General features: G+C 72.4%; 18 protein-coding genes. 4 read left to right on the top strand and 14 right to left on the bottom strand.

The genetic code is table 11. The features are described 5' to 3' along the window. Nucleotides 1–62: 62 nt before the first annotated feature. Complete coding sequence (locus ACIBQ1_RS16010) at nt 63–872, top strand: class I SAM-dependent methyltransferase (RefSeq protein ID WP_397278060.1); 810 nt, start codon at nt 63–65, stop codon at nt 870–872. Nucleotides 873–893: 21 nt separating this feature from the next. On the opposite strand, the gene tuf is transcribed toward ACIBQ1_RS16010, so the two are convergent. The 5 genes from tuf to ACIBQ1_RS15985 form a co-directional block, all read right to left on the bottom strand. Continuing rightward, nucleotides 894–2,069 (bottom strand): elongation factor Tu, encoded by a 1,176-nt coding sequence (tuf, locus tag ACIBQ1_RS16005; protein ID WP_397278058.1) that lies wholly within the window; start codon nt 2,067–2,069, stop codon nt 894–896. 478 nt (nt 2,070–2,547) lie between these two features. After that, on the bottom strand, nt 2,548–2,772 hold the full coding sequence (locus tag ACIBQ1_RS16000) for a hypothetical protein (protein WP_397278057.1): 225 nt from the start codon (nt 2,770–2,772) through the stop codon (nt 2,548–2,550). A gap of 500 nt (nt 2,773–3,272) precedes the next feature. Further along, on the bottom strand, nt 3,273–4,505 hold the full coding sequence (locus ACIBQ1_RS15995) for an RNA polymerase sigma factor (RefSeq protein ID WP_397278055.1): 1,233 nt from the start codon (nt 4,503–4,505) through the stop codon (nt 3,273–3,275). Between the two features lie 38 nt (nt 4,506–4,543). Beyond that, nucleotides 4,544–4,876, bottom strand: coding sequence for a YciI family protein (locus tag ACIBQ1_RS15990; protein ID WP_397278433.1), 333 nt, complete (start codon nt 4,874–4,876; stop codon nt 4,544–4,546). Nucleotides 4,877–5,018: 142 nt separating this feature from the next. Further along, on the bottom strand, nt 5,019–5,615 hold the full coding sequence (locus ACIBQ1_RS15985) for a hypothetical protein (RefSeq protein ID WP_397278053.1): 597 nt from the start codon (nt 5,613–5,615) through the stop codon (nt 5,019–5,021). A 309-nt stretch (nt 5,616–5,924) separates the two neighbouring features. Between ACIBQ1_RS15985 and ACIBQ1_RS15980 the strand changes: the two genes are divergently transcribed. Continuing rightward, the gene (locus tag ACIBQ1_RS15980; protein WP_397278051.1) at nt 5,925–6,674 is read left to right on the top strand and encodes a dienelactone hydrolase family protein; all 750 of its coding nucleotides are present in this window, start codon (nt 5,925–5,927) and stop codon (nt 6,672–6,674) included. 90 nt (nt 6,675–6,764) lie between these two features. Here the strand turns inward: ACIBQ1_RS15980 and ACIBQ1_RS15975 are convergent, their stop codons facing one another. The 3 genes from ACIBQ1_RS15975 to ACIBQ1_RS15965 form a co-directional block, all read right to left on the bottom strand. Continuing rightward, nucleotides 6,765–7,787: an MFS transporter gene (locus ACIBQ1_RS15975; RefSeq protein WP_397278050.1), complete on the bottom strand. Its 1,023-nt coding sequence runs from the start codon at nt 7,785–7,787 to the stop codon at nt 6,765–6,767. 12 nt (nt 7,788–7,799) lie between these two features. Continuing rightward, nucleotides 7,800–8,900 carry an o-succinylbenzoate synthase gene (gene menC, locus ACIBQ1_RS15970; protein WP_397278048.1) on the bottom strand — a complete coding sequence of 367 codons (1,101 nt, stop codon included), beginning with the start codon at nt 8,898–8,900 and terminating at the stop codon, nt 7,800–7,802. A 184-nt stretch (nt 8,901–9,084) separates the two neighbouring features. Continuing rightward, entirely contained in the window at nt 9,085–9,636 is a 552-nt protein-coding gene (locus tag ACIBQ1_RS15965) for an acyclic terpene utilization AtuA family protein (RefSeq protein WP_397278046.1), read from the bottom strand. 61 nt (nt 9,637–9,697) lie between these two features. Between ACIBQ1_RS15965 and ACIBQ1_RS15960 the strand changes: the two genes are divergently transcribed. Beyond that, entirely contained in the window at nt 9,698–10,771 is a 1,074-nt protein-coding gene (locus ACIBQ1_RS15960; protein ID WP_397278044.1) for a hypothetical protein, read from the top strand. On the opposite strand, the gene ACIBQ1_RS15955 is transcribed toward ACIBQ1_RS15960, so the two are convergent. The 6 genes from ACIBQ1_RS15955 to ACIBQ1_RS15930 are packed head-to-tail and all read right to left on the bottom strand — an operon-like array spanning nt 10,768 to nt 16,983. Beyond that, on the bottom strand, nt 10,768–11,772 hold the full coding sequence (locus ACIBQ1_RS15955) for a M24 family metallopeptidase (RefSeq protein WP_397278042.1): 1,005 nt from the start codon (nt 11,770–11,772) through the stop codon (nt 10,768–10,770). The two genes, ACIBQ1_RS15960 and ACIBQ1_RS15955, sit on opposite strands and share 4 nt — an antisense overlap. Continuing rightward, complete coding sequence (locus tag ACIBQ1_RS15950) at nt 11,769–12,677, bottom strand: oligopeptide/dipeptide ABC transporter ATP-binding protein (protein WP_397278040.1); 909 nt, start codon at nt 12,675–12,677, stop codon at nt 11,769–11,771. Before ACIBQ1_RS15950 ends, ACIBQ1_RS15955 begins: the two co-directional genes overlap by 4 nt. Continuing rightward, entirely contained in the window at nt 12,674–13,450 is a 777-nt protein-coding gene (locus ACIBQ1_RS15945) for an ABC transporter ATP-binding protein (RefSeq protein ID WP_397278038.1), read from the bottom strand. Before ACIBQ1_RS15945 ends, ACIBQ1_RS15950 begins: the two co-directional genes overlap by 4 nt. After that, the gene (locus tag ACIBQ1_RS15940; RefSeq protein WP_397278036.1) at nt 13,447–14,325 is read right to left on the bottom strand and encodes an ABC transporter permease; all 879 of its coding nucleotides are present in this window, start codon (nt 14,323–14,325) and stop codon (nt 13,447–13,449) included. Before ACIBQ1_RS15940 ends, ACIBQ1_RS15945 begins: the two co-directional genes overlap by 4 nt. Further along, nucleotides 14,322–15,392, bottom strand: coding sequence for an ABC transporter permease (locus ACIBQ1_RS15935; RefSeq protein WP_397278034.1), 1,071 nt, complete (start codon nt 15,390–15,392; stop codon nt 14,322–14,324). The genes ACIBQ1_RS15940 and ACIBQ1_RS15935 overlap by 4 nt, the downstream gene beginning before the upstream one ends. A 13-nt stretch (nt 15,393–15,405) precedes the next feature. Continuing rightward, entirely contained in the window at nt 15,406–16,983 is a 1,578-nt protein-coding gene (locus ACIBQ1_RS15930) for an ABC transporter substrate-binding protein (RefSeq protein ID WP_397278032.1), read from the bottom strand. Between the two features lie 108 nt (nt 16,984–17,091). Here ACIBQ1_RS15930 and ACIBQ1_RS15925 point away from each other — a divergent pair, with 108 nt between their 5' ends. Beyond that, nucleotides 17,092–17,745: an Lrp/AsnC family transcriptional regulator gene (locus tag ACIBQ1_RS15925; protein ID WP_397278031.1), complete on the top strand. Its 654-nt coding sequence runs from the start codon at nt 17,092–17,094 to the stop codon at nt 17,743–17,745. Nucleotide 17,746: the final 1 nt, after the last annotated feature.

Raw genomic sequence — 17,746 nt, 5'->3', positions numbered from 1 at the left:
TCCCCGCGGGGCCGCGCGCCCTTCGTGCTGACGTTTCATTGACGCTCAACGGGAGGAATGTGATGGATGCCAAGGAGTACCTGGCCGGTGTGTTCGACCGTGCTTCCGGCACCTACGAGCAGGTGGGGGTGCCGTTCTTCGCGCCCGTGGCCGCCGAGCTCGTACGGCAGGCCGGGCCCGGGCCGGGCGACCGCGTCCTGGACGCCGGCTGCGGGACGGGAGCCTCGCTCGTGCCCGCGGCGCAGGCCGTCGGCCCCACGGGGCGGGTGGTCGGGCTGGACCTCGCGCCCGGCATGGTCGTCGCGGCCACGGCCGAGATCGACCGGCACGGGCTGGGCCACGCGACCGTCCTGCTGGGCGACGCGGAACGGGCCGCGGAGCTGCTGCCCGGCGAGCGGTTCGACGTCGTGCTGGCCGGGATGATGCTGTACTTCCTGCCCGACCCGCTGGCCGCCGTCCGCTCCATGACCGGGCTGCTGCGGCCCGGCGGCCGGCTGGCGGCCAGCCTGCTGGTCCGGTCGAGCCCGGTCGAGGTCGAGCTGCTCGGCCTGGTGGGGCGGGCACTGGAGCCGTACACCTCGGGGGCGGGCAGCGCCCCGTTCAGCCACACGCTGGGCTCGGCCGAGGAGCTGACCGGGCTGTTCGAGGCGGGCGGGCTGGGCGAGGTCCGGTACGAGGACGTGGTGTTCGAGGTGGCCGTCGAGGCGGGTCAGGTGTGGGACTGGCTCTGGTCGGCCGCCCGCCGCGCCCCGCTGGAGGCGATCCCGGAGCCCCTGCGCGGGGAAGCCCGGGCGGCCCTGGAGGCGTCGCTGCCCCAGGACCGCTTCGTCCTTCCCCGCACGGTGCGCTTCGCGACGGGCGTCCGCCCCTGATCGACCCGGACCTCGCGTGGGTCAGGCGTCGGGCACGGTGAGAATCGTGCCCGCGCCGACCGTCAGCCCGCCCTCGCGGATGGCGAAGCCGAGCCCGGGCTCCAGCGCGACCGCCTTGCCCAGCTCGACCACCACGTCCACCGTGTCACCCGGCTGGGCGGCGACGGCGCCGCTGAGCGTCATCTCCCCGGGCACGTCCGTCGTCCGCAGGTAGAACTGCGGCCGGTAGCCGGACGCGATCGGCCTGTGCCGCCCGCCCTCCTCCGCGGTCAGGAGGTACACGCGGGCGGTGAAGGACCGGTGGGCCCGCTGGCTGCCGGGCGCCGCCAGCACCATGCCGCGCCGTACCTGCTCGCGGCGGACCCCGCGCAGCAGCACGGCCGCGTTGTCGCCGGCCTCGCCCCGCTCCATCGTCTTGCCGAACGTCTCCACGCCCGTGACGACGGCGCCGAACGCCTCACCGAACCCGACCGCCTCCACCGTGTCACCGACCCGGACGGTGCCGCGCTCGATGGCCCCGGTGACGACCGTGCCCCGGCCGGTGACCGTGAGCACGTTCTCGACCGGCATGAGGAACGGCGCGTCCACGTACCGCACCGGCACGGGGATGTGCTCGTCCACCGCCCGGAGCAGCGCCTCGATCGACGCCGTCCAGACCGGGTCGCCCTCCAGCGCCCGCAGCCCGGACACCCGCACCATCGGGACGCCGTCGTAGCCGTGCTCGGCCAGCAGCTCCTGCAGCTCCAGCTCGACCAGGTCGGTCAGCTCCGGGTCCGCGCCGTCGGCCTTGTTGACGGCCACGACCAGGTGCTCGACGCCGACCCGCTTGGCGAGCAGCACGTGCTCCCTGGTCTGCGGCATGATCCCGTCGTGCGCCGACACGACGAGGATCGCGCCGTCGAGCTGCGCCGCCCCCGTGATCATGTTCTTCACGTAGTCGGCGTGCCCGGGCATGTCCACGTGCGCGTAGTGGCGGGTGTCGGTCTCGTACTCGACGTGCGAGATGTTGATCGTGATGCCCCGCTGCGCCTCCTCGGGCGTGCGGTCGATCCGCTCGAACGGCGTGTACGTGGCCTGCCCGCGCTCCGCCAGCACCTTCGTGATGGCGGCGGTCAGCGTGGTCTTGCCGTGGTCGACGTGCCCCATCGTGCCGATGTTGAGATGCGGCTTGTTCCGTACGTAGGCCTGCTTGGCCATGGTTCCTTCCTTGAGACCTGGTTTCCGTGTGACCCGTGCTCGGGGCCGACAACCTCCCCCCGCCGGGTCACCTCAGGACTCACGGGAAGAGGTCAACGCTCCAGGCCGTCGCAGGCACGCTCAAGCACGCCCGGCACCGCGGGCGTCACAAGGAGAGCGTGCAGGAACATGAGGAACATAGTGCGATGGTCAGCACGCAACCGCAACCGAATATTCCCGGGGGCAGGCCGGGCCGACGCCACCCCCCGCGCCATCGCCTGCCCACCCGTTGACCGACGAGGCGGTGGGCCATTTGACGCTCGCCCCGGACCAGGACTCCATTCGGGTCATTTCCCGACCGGTGCAAGAATACATTTTGAGATGGCGATCGATGTCAAATAACGTAGGCGCGGCCAGGTCGGTAGCCGATGGGCGGGATCTCGAAATCGGGTAACTTAGAGTAAGGAGACCGCCGCCCAATGGAATAAGATTCGGCTGCTCAATCGATGGAGTATTGGTAGCGGAAATACCAGCCCGGGAGGAGCTTGTAGCCGGGGACGCCGGTTTCGGAGTAGAAGCAGGGGGAACTGTAGACGTCCGGCGGATCGTTCAGCGCGGCGCTGGAGGCGTTGCAGGTGGCCTCGGCGCTGAAGGGCCCCAGGTAGGCGACCCGGTACGTACGCCCGGAGGCCGCGTTCGCAATGCCCCCGGATACCGCTAACATGCTGACGACACCCACCGTCAACGCCGCGAGGCGCACTCGATGTCCAGCCACTTAATACTCCTTTTCTGCGCTCTGGACATGGCTGAGATCACAGGTCATTCTGACACGAATTATTCGTAGCGCATAGGCTCGGCGGCGACCGCTGGACCTGTGGCGTATAAACCGCGAACGGCGCTTGTCCCGCGGATCCCGCCGGGCCTCGGGAGAATGGCCGAGCGCATGGCGCTCGAACGGGCGGATCGTGGTGCTCGCGTCAACTGCGTCGTTCCAGCCCGGGTCCCGACGCCGTGGGCCGGTGACACGAGCACGAGCGAGAGCCGGCGAGCGCGCTGATCGGGCGAGCGGCGTCGCTGACGTACGTCTCGCCACTCCTGGGCGTTCTTCCCGCCGGTGGCGCCCATGCGGTCGAAATCGTCCCGCGCCCGGATCGCGCCCTTGATCGCCACGAACAGGGCGGTCCAGGTCGAGAGCGTCAGCTGGGCGACCACCCGCGGAATTCCTCAGGACTCCTCGGCGGCGGCCAGGCGGCGCCGGAGGTGGGCGCGTTCGGGTTCGCTCCCGGCCGCGTCGAGAGCCGCGCGATACGCCGCGGCGGCTTCGGGGAGGCGGCCGAGGCGGTGCAGCAGGTCGGCGCGCGCCACCAGGTAGGGGCGGTAGTCGCGCAGCCGCGGCTCGCCGGCCAGCTCGTCCAGCAGTGCCAGCCCCGCCTCGGGCCCGTCGCGCATGGCCACGGCCACCGCCCGGTTCAGCGCGACGACCGGGGACGGGTCGAGCGCGAGCAGCACGTCGTACAGGGCCACAATCTGCGGCCAGTCGGTCGTGGCCAGGTCCGCCGCCTCGTCGTGGAGGGCGGCGACGGCGGCCTGCACGCCGTACACGCCGGGCGGGCCGCCGCTCAGCGCGGTCACCACCAGGGCCGAGCCCTCCTCGATCAGCTCCCGGTCCCAGCGCGCGCGGTCCTGCTCGTCCAGCAGCACCGGCTCGCCGCCGGGTCCGGTACGGGCGTCGCGGCGCGCGTGGACCAGCAGCATCAATGCGAGCAGTCCGGCGACCTCCCGTTCGGAGGGCAGCAGCCGGCGCAGGATCCGCGCCAGCCGGATCGCCTCCTCGGCCAGGTCCAGGCGCTGCAGGTCGGGCCCGGAGCTGGCGGCGTACCCCTCGGTGAAGATCGAGTAGATCACCTGGAGCACGCCGGGCAGGCGCTCGGGCAGCTCGTCCGCGCCGGGCACGCGGAACGGGATGCGGGCCTCGCGGATCTTCTTCTTCGCCCGGACGATCCGCTTGGCCATCGTCTGCACCGGCACCAGGAAGGCCCGCGCCACCTCCGGCGTGGTCAGCCCCGCCAGGCAGCGCAACGTCAACGCGCCGCGGTCCTCGGCGGGCAGCGCGGGGTGGGCGCAGGTGAAGAACAGCTGCAGCCGCTCGTCCGGCAGCTCGCCGTCCGCGTCGCCCGCCGGGGCGTGCGCCGCCCGCTCCGCCTCCACCTGCAGGATGGCCAACCGTGCGGCGAAGGCCTGGTCGCGCCTGAGCCGGTCGACCGCCTTGCGCCGCGCCGTCGTCATCAGCCACGCGCCCGGCTTGGGCGGCACGCCCTCGACCGGCCAGTGCGTCAACGCCGCCTCGACGGCGTCCGAGGTCACCTCCTCGGCGAGGTCGAGATCGCCGAACCGGCGCACGAGCGCGGCCAGCAGTCTGCCGCGCTCCTCCCGGAAGACCGCCTCCACCTCACGCACTTCGCCACACCTCAGGCATCTCAGGCACGTCGAGCGCCTCAGGCGCCGAAGTCGGCGATCGGACGTACGACCACGGACCCGCCGCCGCGCGCGCCCGGGCAGCGGGCGGCCCAGTCGAGCGCCACGTCGAGATCCGGCACGTCGATCACATAGAACCCGCCCAGCACCTCCCGCGTCTCGGCGTACGGCCCGTCGGTCACGGTCCGCACGCCGTCCCGGTCGACGCGCACGGTCGTGGCGGTTACCAGATCGGCCAGCGACTCGCCGGACACCCAGACACCTGCCTCGCGCACGGCCTTGTCGTAGGCCATCCAGTCCTCGACGGTGCACTGGTCGTCCTGGTCGGCGGTGGCGGCGTTGATCAGCATCATGTACTTCACGGTGTTTCCCCTCATGGGCCGGGTCGGCGTACGGCAGGCTCGCCGCACACCCTCACCACGAACGGCCCCCGGCCGAATGGACACGGTCCCCAACATTTTTCTCCCACACCATCACAACACCCGAGCGTGCAGGTCAGCGCGACCGTGCCCTCCGTCGTGTCCATGCGATCGCCGCCGACGCACCCACTCCGATCAACAGGGCGATCGCCATGGGGCCGGTCCAGTCGAAGGCGGGTGCGGGCTCGGCGTCGACTCGGGCAGGCGTTCCCAGCGCCTTGATCAGCTCGGGAGTGAGCGGCTCCATGCCCTGGGTCTGGTCGGAAAGCCGCAACGGCTGGTCACCGGGAGGCAGGAGCCTGTTGCCCGAGCACGACGTCGTGGCCAGCCCCGAGCCGCGGGCGCCGGCGAACACCAGGTAGCGGGCGCCCTTCACGAACTCGTATCCGCAGGCCGGCCCCTGCGCCCTGGTGAACACCTCGACCTCGGCGCCGGGCTCGCCCTTGTAGACGTGGTCGGTGCGGAGCGTGGCGGTGACGCTGCCGCCGTTCAGCATCGGTTCGTCCACCCGGACGTTCGTGACGGTAGCGGAGAACGCGGCCGCCGCCTCGTTGACGTGCTGCTGTGGCGTACGCATCGCACATGAGCAGCCCGAGCGGGCGTCCACCGTACCCACGGAAACCATCAGCAGAGCCGCCACCAAGGAGAACACCGCGAGCATGCGCATCGTCATGCTTATCAGGACGTACCGCTGCCGTGATCGGTTCGGCTGGGCCCGATCTTTGGGCACCGCCCCGGCACGCCACCGCGGGGCGGCCGGATCACCCGACTCACCACAAGATCGCCGTGCCCGTCCCCCGTGCTCTCACGCCGGGCGCGCGCTTGATCGGTGGTAAGGTCACCGCGCACGTACCGATCTGAGGAGGTGAGACCCGTTAACGCTGTAGCAGGCCGGGTGCTCCTCTCCCTCGTGAATGTGCGGTTCGTCTGACCTAGGTGGCCGCGGGAGCGCCCGTAAGGCATCCCGAAAGGCAACGAACCTATGCGTTTCATCTCAGAGACGACCTCGGACGGCGTCTCCGAACGTCTCTTCATGCTCCACGACCTCCCCGGCGTGCTCTGGTCGCCCGCCGACGCCGACGGCGGCCGTCCTCTCGTACTGCTGGGCCATGGCGGCGGCCAGCACAAGACGGCGCCGGGCCTGGTGGCCCGTGCCCACCGCTACGTGACGGAGTGCGGCTTCGCGGTGGCGGCCATCGACGCGCCCGGGCACGGCGACCGGCCCAGGACCGAACGGGACGAGCGGTTCTCGGCCGACCTCAGGGAACGGAGGGCGGCCGGCGAGGAGATCGGCCCGCTGATCGTCCGCTTCAACGCCGAACGCGGCGCGCAGGCGGTTCCCGAGTGGCGGGCCGCCCTCGACGCCCTCCAGGAGCTCGACTGCGTGGGCGCGGGCGGGCCCGTGGGATTCTGGGGGGTTTCGCTGGGCAGCGCGGTCGGCGTGCCGTTCGCCGCGGCCGAGCCGAGGATCACCGCCGCCGTCTTCGGCCTCGCCGGACACGAAACCCTGGCCGAGGCGGCGGCGCGGATCACGGTCCCGGTCGAGTTCCTCCTGCAGTGGGATGACGAACTGGTGCCGCGTGACTCGGGGCTGGCGCTGTTCGACGCCTTCGCCTCCGGCGAGAAGACGCTGCACGCCAACCCCGGCCCCCACGTGGGCGTGCCCGCGTTCGAGCTGGAGAGTTCGGAGCGCTTCTTCACCCGGCATCTTCTCGGGCGGATCAGCGCATAACGGTAAGTTGTGGCGGCCTCGGCCGGTGGTGGCACCGTGCGCGAGGCCGTTCCCGTCTGCTGGGTTCTGGGGAGGAAGAGCCGAGCCGGGTCAGCGGGGTCTGGTGAGCGACCACAGGCAGGCCGCCATGAGGAGGGCGGTCAGCCCGCCGCAGATCATCGCCGTGGAGACCGAGAAGGCGTCGACGACCCGGCCGCCGGCGAGCGCGCCGAGAGCGAAGGTCGCCTGGAAGGAAGAGGTGAAGACGACCGTGGCGGCCTCCGGCGTCCGGGGGGCGGCGTTCATGAACCAGGCTTGGGAGCAGACCGGCACGCCCCCGTACGCCAGGCCCCACAGGACCACCAGCACGACGGCGCCGGCGGCGGTGGTGCCGGCCACGGGCAGCGCCAGCGTGGTCAGGGCGATCAGGCCGCCGCAGGCCATGAAGGCCGCTCGCGGGGCGGTCGCGACCGCCTTGCTCGCGAGGAAGTTCCCGGCCGTCCCGGCGACGCCGTAGGCCAGGAGCGTGGCGCTGACGGCGGCGGGGTCCAGGTGGGTGACGTGCTGGAGGAAGGGGGTGACGTAGGTGTAGGTGCCGAAGTGCGCCAGGACGATGAGGAACGTGGCCGGCAGGGCGATCCTGGTGCCCCGTTCGCGCAGGAGGCCGAGCAGGACGCGGCCGCTGGTGACCTCCTGGGCGGGCAGCGGCGGCAGCAGCACCAGCAGGGCGACCAGCACGAGGAGCGACAGCGCGGCCAGGGTGAGGAAGGCGGTTCGCCAGCCGGCGAGGTGGCCGATGAAGGTGCCGGCCGGCACGCCGAGCACGGAGCCCAGGGGGACGGCGGAGAAGATCAGCGCTGTGGCGGCGCCGACCGAGCGCGGCGGCACGAGGCGGGCGGCCAGCCCGGCGCCGATCGACCAGAACCCGCCGATCGTGAGGCCGACCAGCACCCTGGAGAACAACATGATCCAGTACGAGGTCGCCACCGCCGCCAGCACGTCGGCGACCGCGAGCACCGCCATGAGCACGCACAGCATCACCCGGCGGTCCAGGCGGGCGGTGGCCAGCGTGACGGCGGGCGCGGCGACGGCGGCGACGATGCCGGGCAGCGACAGGTCGCCGTCGGTCAGCACCGGCCCGCGGGCTCAGAGTGTGATCCACTCCGTGCTCGTGGTCACCTCTTCGAGCACCTCCGGGATCGGGTTCACCCCCAGCCCAGGCCCCGCCGGAACCTCCAGGTGGCCGTCGGACAGCTCGAACGGCTCGGTGATGTCGGTGGAGTAGTAGCGCCGCGACCCCGACGTGTCGCCGGGCAGCGTGAAGCCCGGCAGGGCGGCCAGGGCCACGTTCGCCGCCCGGCCGAGGCCGGTCTCCAGCATGCCGCCGCACCACACCGCGATCCCGTTCGCCCGGCACAGGTCGTGGATACGCCGGGCCTCCAGGTAGCCGCCGATCCGGCCGGGCTTGATGTTGACGATGGAGCACGAGCCGAGCGCGATGGCGGCGGCCGCGTGTTCGGCCGATTCGATCGACTCGTCCAGGCAGATCGGCGTCGTGAGCCGCTTGGCCAGCCGGGCGTGCTGCACGAGGTCGTCGTTGGCCAGCGGCTGCTCGATCAGCAGCAGGTCGAACGCGTCGAGCCGGGCCAGGCGGCGGGCGTCGCTCAGCGAGTAGGCGGCGTTCGCGTCGACCTGGAGGAGCAGGTCGTCGCCGAACCGCTCGCGCACCGCCCGGACCGGCTCGACGTCCCAGCCGGGCTCGATCTTGAGCTTGATGCGGACGTACCCCTCGTCGAGGTAGCCCCCGACGGCGTCGAGCAGCTGCGGGATCGAGTCCATGATGCCGACCGACACCCCGCACGGCACCCGCGTGCGGGAGGCGCCGAGGAAGCGGGCGAACGACTCGCCCGCCGTTCGCAGCTGCGCGTCCAGCACCGCCGTCTCCAGTGCCGCCTTCGCCATGCGGTGGCCCTTGATCGGCTCCAGCGCGCGGCCGACGTCGTGCACGTCCAGGCTCTTCGGCAACGCGGGCAGCAGGAAGCGGCGGATCACCTCGGCCGCGCCGTCGGTGTACTCGGAGGAGTAGAGGGGCTCGCCCATGGCCACGCACTCGCCCCACCCCTCGGCGTCCGGCGTCACCACCCTGACCAGCAGGACGTCGCGGGCCGTCTCCGTGCCGAACGACGTGCGGAACGGCGCCACCAGCGGCATCGCGATCCGCCGCAGCTCAACTCCAGTGATCTTCACTTTCTCTCCACTGCGTAGTAGGACTTCCGGAGAACCCCGTGAGCGCGCGGCCCTCGGTCATCGGGCCGCCCGGCACGTCGCGTACGGCGTGCCGCCACGCCTTGGCCGTTCCCGGGCCGGCGCCGCGCAAATCCCGCGATCTGGGTGGGACACCGATGGCGCCGTCTCCGGGATCGCCGGGCGGCTAACGGGGCGTGATGAGGAGCCTGCTGGGGGCCTCCTGGCTGAGGCGTACCAGCTCCAGGGCCGGCTCCAGGGCCGACTCCAGGGGGATCGTGAGCTCCGGGGTGCGGTAGCGGGCGGCCAGGCAGGAGCGTACGGCCTCCGCCCGCATGTCGCCGTCGAGCGAGCTGCGGCCGTCACGGCGGATCTCCACCGCGCACGGCCGCGGCTGCGCGGCCATGACGAGGCCCGCCACGGTCGCCCCGGCCAGCGCGCCCAGGTCGCCCTCGGTCCAGCCGTAATGCCACATGCCCGCCGCCACCACCGGCGCCGCGGGACAGCAGTCCGGCGCGGTGGCCACCACGTCCACCCCCTGGAACAGGGCCTCGGCGATCTCCTCCGCGCGCCTCGCCACGAGGGAGCCCACCCGCAGCCCGGGAAGGTCCGGCATCGGGCCGCCCGCCCCGTAGATGAGCTTGATGCCCGTTTCGAGGGGCTCGGGGCCGCCGTCGCGCCAGCCGCAGACCACCACGTCGAGCGACCCGGCAGAGCTCCACGTGCCGATGCGCAGCATATTCCTTGGACTACCCTTTGCCGTGGATCATCACACACTGTCACGGGCTAGTGTTGCGCGGGTGGAAGAAGAGATCGCGCGCGTGCTCGGCGGCGCCGGCGCCGCCGTCGTCGAGCCGCTCACCCACAACCCGCTGAACGCGGTGACCGGCGGCATCTGGCGGGTGCGCAGAGGGCAGAGGTCGGCCGTGCTCAAGGTGCTGACCCGCCGGAAGGAGGGCGGCGAGGGGTGGGCGCACTCCGACGACCCGCGCCACTGGAACTACTGGCGCAGGGAGGCCGACGTCTACGCCGACGGCCTGCCGGGGCTGTGGGCGGGCTCGGGGGTGACCGCGCCGAAGCTGCTGGAGCTGGTCGAACGCGACGACGGCGACCTCGCGCTGTGGACCGAGGACGTCGGGGGCACCCCGGCGACCGCCTGGGGCCTGGAGCGCCACACGCTGTTCGGGCACCAGCTCGGCCTGGCCCAGGGGGCGGCGGGCGAGGTGGAGCGGCCGTGGGCCAGCCGGTCGTTCCTGCGCGACTACCTGGGTTCGAAAGCGGTTCCGTTCGAGCTGTTGGAGGACGAAGCGGCCTGGCGGCACCCCCTGGTCGCCGAGAACTTCCCGCCCGGCCTGCGCGGGGAGCTGGTGCGGCTGCACCGGGACCGGGAGCGGTTCCTGGCCGTCCTGGAGTCGCTGCCGAGGGCGCTGTGCCATCTCGACGTGTGGCCGAACAACGTGATCGACCGCGACGGCGAGAGCGTGCTGGTGGACTGGGCGTTCGCGGGTGACGGGGCGCTGGGTGAGGACGTGGGCAACCACATCCCGGACAGCGTGTTCGACCTGTTCCTGCCCGCCGGGCTGCTGCCCGCGCTCGACGCGGCCGTCTACGGCGCGTACGTGCGGGGCCTGCGCGAGTCGGGCCGGCGCGGGGACGAGCGGCTGGTGCGGCTGGCGGTGTGCGCGTCCGCGGTCAAGTACGACTTCCTGGCCCCGCTGATGCTGGCCCGGGCGGGGAAGAAGCAGCTCGACTACGGCGGCGCCCGGCCGGTGGACGCGGCCCGCCGGTTCAGGGAGCGGGGCGAGGCGCTGATGTTCCTGGCGGGATGGGCGGAGGAGGCCCGCAGGCTGGCCGACGCCGTCCAACTGCCTTAGCGGTCGAGGACGTGGAGGGTGTGCGGCGACGCGCCCAGCGGCACCGGGCCGTCGTCCCCGCACACCACCACGTCCGCGACCCGGGCCCCGAACAGGTCGGGCACGTAGATGGCGGGCTCCAGGCAGAACACCATCCCGGGCTCGAACACCGCGTCCTCGCCCGGCCACGGCCCCTCGTCGTGCCCCAGCCCGACGCCGCGGCCGACGTGCGCCGCGGCGAAGCGCCCGTACCCGCTGCCGTCGATCACCTCGCCCACGGCCCTGGCGACCTCGTCCACCGGCACGCCGGGCCGCACGGCCGCGAGCCCGGCCCGGTGGGCGGCCAGCACCACCGAGTACATCGCCTCGAAGTCCTCGGGCGGCTCGGCCACGGCGAACACCCCGGCCACCTCGGCGCAGTAGCCGCCCCATCGCCCGCACACCGACACGCCCAGCGCGTCCCCGGGGTTGATCACGCGCTCCCCGGGCACGTGCGCGGGCCGCGCCGTGTGCTCTCCGGCCGCCACCCGCAGCGACAGCAGCTCCTCGCATCCCGACTCGGCCAGCAGCACGCGCAGCCGGTACGCCATCGCCCGCTCGGTCGCCCCGAACCAGGCCAGCTCCCGCGCCCGCGCCAGCACCCCTTCGGCCGCGGCCACCGCGCGCCCGACGGCCTCGACCTCGTACGGCTCCTTGCGCAGCCGCAGCGGCCACAGCACCGAGGAGGCGGGCACGAGCTCGGCCTCGATCGCCAGCCCGAACAGCTCCCGCACCCGCATCTCCGGATCCACCCCGACCCGGCGCGCCCCCGCGGGCACCACCCCGGCCGGATCGGCGGTCTCGGCCACCACGTCCCGCGTGACCACCAGGAACGCGCCCTGACGGTCCCCAAGATGGCTCCCGAGGAAGCGGGCGTCCGGCGAGGGCCGCAGCACGAGGGCCTCCACCCCGGCCTCGCCCATGGCCGCCCGCACCGCCGCCAGCCGCGCCGCGGCGGTCCGCGGCCCGGGGACGGGCGTCACTTCGGCTCGTGCAGCCAGCAGGCGACCGGCCCGAAGTCCGGCTCCTTCACGCGGCAGACGTCCATCACGGACGGGCAGCGCGGGTTGAACCGGCACCCGCCCGGCGGGTTCGCCGGGTCCGGCACGTCACCGGCCAGCTCGGCGGGCAGCACCCCCATCCCGTCCGGCTTGGGGATGGCCTGGAGCAGGGCCTTGGTGTACGGGTGCTTCGGGTCCGCCCACACCTCGGCCGTGTCGCCCACCTCGACGATCTTCCCGAGGTACATGACGGCGATCCGGTCGGCGATCAGCCGCACCACGGACAGGTCGTGGCTGATGAACAGCAGCCCCGCGCCCGAGTCCACCGCCAGGTCCCGCATCAGCCTGGCCACCTGCGACTGCGCCGAGGCGTCCAGCGCCGAGATGGGCTCGTCGCCGATCAGCAGCCGCGGCCGGGCCGCGAGCGCCCTGGCGATGGCGATGCGCTGCCGCTGCCCACCGGAGAACTCGTGCGGGTGCCGCCCGGCGAAGTCCCGCGGCAGGCCGACGCGCTCCAGCAGGTCGGCGGGCGAGGCGGCGGTGTCGTTCGAGGTGCGCAGCCCGTCGGCGATCTGGTCGCCGACCCGGCGCCGGGGGTTCAGCGACGCGTACGGGTCCTGGAAGACCATCTGGATGCTGGTCAGCTTCCTGCGCCGCAGGCCGAGCGGGGTGACCGGCTGCCCGTCGAAGGAGATCGAGCCGGCGGTGACCGGGTTCAGCCCGCAGACGGCGCGGGCCAGCGTCGACTTGCCGCACCCGGACTCGCCGACCAGCCCCACGACCTCGCCGGGGTTGACGGCCAGGCTGGCCCCCGCCACGGCCCGCACGGCGGGCCGGCCGGGGGAGCGGTGCTCGACGACCAGGTCGTCGATGGCCAACAGCGTCATTGCGCCTCCGCGTCGGGTAGGGACTCCAGCAGGGAACGCGTGTAGGCGTGCTCGGGCTCCCGCAGCACCCGCCCGCGCGGCCCCGACTCCACGACCAGGCCGTCCTTCATCACGCTCACCTCGTCCGCCACCGCCGACATCACCCCCAGGTCGTGGGTGACCAGCAGCACCGCCAGCCCCAGCTCGTCGCAGAGGCCGCGCAGCAGCCGCAGCACGCCGGCCTGCACGGTCACGTCGAGCGCGGTGGTCGGCTCGTCGGCGATCAGCACCTTGGGGGAGCAGGCCAGCGCGATGGCGATGGCGATGCGCTGCCGCATCCCGCCGGAGAACTGGTGCGGATAGCGCCCGTACGCCTCCTCCGCCCCCGGGATCCGCACCTTGCCCAGCAGCTCCACCGCCCGGGCCCGCGCCTCGCGCTTGTCCAGCCTCAGGTGGTGCCGCATGTGCTCGGTGAGCTGCTTGCCGATGGTCAGCATGGGGTGCAGGCTGGTCGCCGGGTCCTGGAACACCATGGCGACCTCGCCGCCGCGCACCCGGTTCAGCTCCTTGGGCGGCAGGGTGAGCAGGTCGCGCTCGCCGAGCCGGATCGCGCCCGACACGCGGGCGCCGTGCGGCAGCAGCCCCAGCACGGCCAGCCCCGTCATCGTCTTGCCCGAGCCGCTCTCCCCGGCCAGCCCATGCACGCGGCCGGGCTCCAGCGCGAGATCGACGCCGCGCAGGATCTCCTTGCCGCCGATCGACATCTCGAGCCCCGTGATCTCCAACGTCCTCACAGGGCACGCTCCTTGATCGCGCGGGCCGTACGGGGGTCGAGCGCGTCCCGCAGGGTGTCGCCGAGGAAGTTGAACGCCAGCACCACCGTCAGGATCGCCAGCCCCGGGAACGTCGCCACCCACCAGCTGTCGAACACCTCCACGCCCGAGGCCACCATCGCCCCCCACTCGGGAGACGGCGGCTTGGCCCCGAGGCCCAGGAACGACAGCCCGGACAGCAGCAGCAGCGCGGTGCCGATGTCGAGCGTGGCGAGCACGAGGACGGGCCCGGTCACGTTCGGCAGCACGTCCACGCGCAGCGAGCGCCACACCGAGAAGCCCAGCAGCCGCCCGCTCAGCACGAACTCCCGCTCCCGCACTCCCAGCACCAGCCCCCGGGTGACGCGGGCGTAGGCGGGCCAGGCCACCACCAGCACGGCCAGGACCGCGTTCGTCAGGCTGGCGCCCAGCGCGGCGGCCACCACCATGGCCAGGATCACGGTCGGGAACGCGAACACCAGGTCCGCCACCCGCATGATCGTCTCGTCGACCCACCGGCCGAAGTACCCGGCGCAGGCGCCGAGCAGCCCGCCGATCAGCACCGACAGCACGACCAGCAGCAACGTCAGCGGGATCGACACCCGCGCCCCGTACATGACGCGGCTGAGGATGTCGCGGCCGAGCTGGTCGGTGCCGAACCAGTGCCCGGGGCCCGGCGGCGTGAGCCGGGGCAGGTCCTGGGCGAGGGGGTCGTGCGGCGCCAGCACGGGGGCGGCCAGCGCGATGACCAGCCAGGCCACCGCCAGCACGGCGCCGACCACGGCCAGCGGCTGCCGCCACGCCTCGGGCAGCCGCGCGAGCAGGCCCCTGCGGGCCAGCGGGTCCCGCCGTCTCATTGCAGCCTCACTCGGGGATCGATGACGCCGTACAGGACGTCCACGATCAGGTTGATGACCAGGTAGACGACGCCGACGACCAGGCCGACGCCCATGACGGCGGGCAGGTCGAGGGTGGTGGCGCTCTTGTACGCGTACTGGCCGACGCCGGGCCAGGCGAAGATCGCCTCGACCAGCACGGTTCCGGACAGCAGGCTGCCGAACGCCAGGCCCGCCACGGTGATGACGGGCACCAGGGCGGAACGCAGCACGTACCGGAAGAGGATCACCCGGCCGGGCAGGCCCTTGGCCCTGGCGGCGCGCACGTAGTCCTGCCCCAGCACCTCCAGCACCGCCGAGCGCGTGAAGCGGGTGAGCAGGCCGATCGTGTAGAGGGCCAGCACCAGCGCGGGCGTCACGAGGTGCCCGACCGCGGAGGAGAACACGTCCCACCGGCCCGCCAGCAGCGCGTCCACGGTCTGCAGCCCGGTCACGGCCGGGGCCGCGCCGCTGAGCGCCGCGTCCACCCGGCCGCTGCCCGGGGTGAGCTGCAGCCGGTAGAAGAACACGTAGAACGCCACCAGCGCCAGCCAGAACGTCGGGACGGAGATGCCGATGAGGCTCAGCACGCGCAGCGCGTGGTCCGACAGCCGGTCCCGGCGCAGCGCGGCGATCACGCCGAACGCCACGCCCAGCACCAGCGACACAAGGATCGCCGCCCCGGCCAGCTCCAGCGTCGCCGGGACGAACTCGGCCAGGTCCGCGCTGACCGGCCGGTGACTCTGCTGGCTGGTGCCCAGGTCGCCGTGGACCAGGCCCTGGAGGTGGAGCGCGTACTGCTCCCAGAGCGGCTTGTCCAGGCCGTGCTCGGCCCGCCACTGGGCCACGATCGCCGGATCGCCCAGCGCCCGCTGGCCGAGGTTCGCGGCCACGGGGTCGCCGGGGACGAGGTTCGTCAGGACGAACGTGACGAGCGTGATGCCCCAGGCCATCAGGACCGCGAGCAGGATGCGCCGGATCAGGAAGCGGACGAGCGGATGCGCCCGTCTCGCCCGGCCCCGGCGGGCTTCGCCCGGGATGTCGGACACCTGCGAGGCTCCCTTACTTCACGCCGAGGTCGGCCACGTCCACCGTCCACACGGGGTGGTACTCCAGGCCGGTGACCGACGCCGCCGTCACGATGTTCTGGCCGGGCTGGATCAGCGGGATGAACGGGCCGGAGGCGTTCAGCTTGGTCTGCACGTCCACGTAGGCGGCCTTGCGGGCGTCGTCGCCGATCGCCGTGGCGGCCTTGTCACCGGCGGCCTCGATCTCCTTGGCCGCCCCCGCCTTCCAGCCGGCCCGCAGGCCCACCGTCTTGCCCGGCAGGAACGCCAGGTAGTCGCTCGGGTCGGGGTAGTCCGGGCCCCAGTACCACAGGCCCATCTCCTCCTTGCCGTTGCGGTAGTTGTCCAGGGCCGTGGTGACCGGCGCGGGCTGCAGGTCCACCGTGATGCCGACCTCCTTGAGGTTGGCCTGGATGCGCTCGGCCAGCGGCTGGAAGGACAGGCCGTTCACGGTCAGCTCGCTCGGGTACTCCAGCTTGACGGTCGGGTTCGACACGCCGCTGGCGGCCAGCGCCGCCTTGGCGCCCTCGACGTCCCGCTTGGCCGCCTGGTCGGCGGGCAGCGCGCCGAGCAGCTGCGACGGGATGACGCCCGGCGCCTGCGCCGAGCCCTCGCCGGCCAGCTCCAGCAGCCCCGCGTAGTCGACGCCCTTGCGGACCGCCTCCACGAACTTGGCGTTCGGCGTCGTCTTGCTGATCCCGGAGTCCTGGTTGGCCAGCAGGAAGATGACGTTCGCCGAGGCCGTCTTCTTGACCTGCAGGTTCGCGGGCATGCCGGTGACCTGGTCGCCCGACAGGTTGAGGGCCACCTGGCTGTCGCCGCGCTGGACGTTCAGCTTCTGCGTGGCGGCCTCGACGTTGCGGATGACGACCTTGTCGTAGGCGGGCTTGGTGCCGTAGTACTTGGGGTTCGCCTTGAGCGTGACCTGGCTGCTCACGTTGAACGACTCGATCTCGTACGGGCCCGAGCCCGCCGAGGCCGAGTTCAGGTACTGCTCGGCCTTGTCCTGGGCGTCCGTGGTGGCGCCGTGCTCCTTGGCGACCTTGCTGTTGAGGATGCCGAGGGCCGGGTTGGGCAGGATGTACGGCAGCGCCGGGTTGGCCGCCTTCGACGTCAGCGTGATCGTCGAGTCGTCGGTCTTGGCCACCTCGACGCCGTCCAGCAGGAACGACGGCGTGCCCTTCATGTCCCGCACGCGCGTCAGCGAGAACACCACGTCGTCCGCCGTGATCGGGGACCCGTCCGCGAACGTGGCGCCCTTCTTCAGCTTGAGCGTCAGCGTCTTGCCGTCCTCGCTCAGCTCGTACGACTCCGCGAGCGCGGGCACCGGCTTGGTCACGTCCGCGCCGTCGAACGTCAGCAGCGTCTCGTAGACGGCCTTGCCGACGATCAGCCCCGTCGGCTCGTACGTGCGGCCCGGGTCGGCCGTCTTGAGGTCGAAGGACGTGTCGATGACGAGGGTCTTGCCTCCACCGCCGGACGCGGCGGGAGCCTGGGAGCCGCCGCTGCCGCAGGCGGCCAGGGCGAGTGCACCGGCGAGCAGCACAGCCGCCGTCTGCGAGCGGGTCGCCATGATGGTCCTCCAAGATTTGGACGTTCGGCAGGAAGATGTCGAGGATTGTGCGGCAGAACGTCCAGGCACCGTGCGGTCGGTAAGACGTATATAAAGGTCGATGAGGTAATGATGAGTGAAATTTCCAGAAATGGTGTCGGCGGCGGCGGTCAGCCTGGACGGATCGGCATCGGTCTCGAGCTCGACGACATCCACATGAAGATCCTCGAGGTCCTGCGCGAGAACGGCAGGATCTCGGTGGCCGCGCTGGCCGAGCGGGTGGGCATCTCCCGCGCGAACGCCTACACGCGCTTCGAGGCGCTGCGCGCGGACGGGGCGATCAAGCGCTTCACCGCCGAGATCGACCACGTGCGGACCGGGCTCGGCATCACCGCCCTGATCTTCGTGACCGTGCGCCAGCAGATGTGGAAGCAGTTCCGGGCCGAGCTGGCCCGGATGCCGGAGGTGGAGTACTGCGCGATCACCACCGGGCAGCACGACGCCATGATCCAGGTACGCGTGTCCGACGTGGCCGCCGTGCACACCATGGTGACCGATCGCTTGGCCAACATCCCGGCGGTCAAGGCCACGGAGACCGTGTTCATCCTGGACGAGGTGCTCAAGCGGCCGTACGTGCTGCCCAGCGACCGCGACCGTGATCGCGACCGGGCGCGCCCGGCGCGGCGGCCCGCCCAGGAGGGGGCGCAGGGCGGCGTGCCGCTCGGCAAGATGCGCTTCGTCGGCGCCGCCGAGGGCCGCGCCGCCCTCCGCAAGGACGACTGAG

Origin of the sequence: Nonomuraea sp. NPDC050153 (assembly GCF_044460125.1) — a bacterium.
Classification (GTDB): domain Bacteria; phylum Actinomycetota; class Actinomycetes; order Streptosporangiales; family Streptosporangiaceae; genus Nonomuraea.
The sequence above is the reverse complement of the archived record's forward strand: the minus strand, read 5'-3'. Positions and strand labels throughout refer to the sequence as shown.